1 protein-coding gene is annotated in these 342 nt (G+C 63.2%); it reads right to left on the bottom strand.

What is annotated here, in order from left to right; genetic code table 11:
• Window positions 1–154: 154 nt before the first annotated feature.
• The coding region (locus GYA94_RS24975) for a DUF2780 domain-containing protein (protein WP_161893317.1) at window positions 155–342 on the bottom strand (188 nt) is incomplete at its 5' end.

Below are 342 nucleotides of genomic sequence, written 5' to 3' on the forward strand. Positions count from 1 at the left end.
TCGCGAAAGGGGCGCGCGGCGGACCCGGCAATCTTCGACGCGAAGCTGAAATCCTGGGGCCGCTGCGCGGACCTTTCGCGACACAAGGCCGCTCCTACCAGCGACCGCGCCAGCTTTCAACGGCAGTGATGCCAGCCCTGGCGCTAAAGAACCATCAGACCGAAGGCTGAGCCAACGGCGCTGGCGTGGTCCACAAACTCCCCAGGTTCTGCAGCAACAACGGCGCGAACTGCCCGATCATGCCGGTATCCATGCCCAGGGCCTTGAAGGCATTGTCCAGGTCGCTACGGTTCTGCGCGTCGTTACCCAATGCCTTGTCCAAAGCCGACTGGCTACCCTTGT

The sequence above is a fragment of the Pseudomonas juntendi genome (assembly GCF_009932375.1).
In the GTDB taxonomy this organism is placed as follows: Bacteria; Pseudomonadota; Gammaproteobacteria; order Pseudomonadales; family Pseudomonadaceae; genus Aquipseudomonas; species Aquipseudomonas juntendi.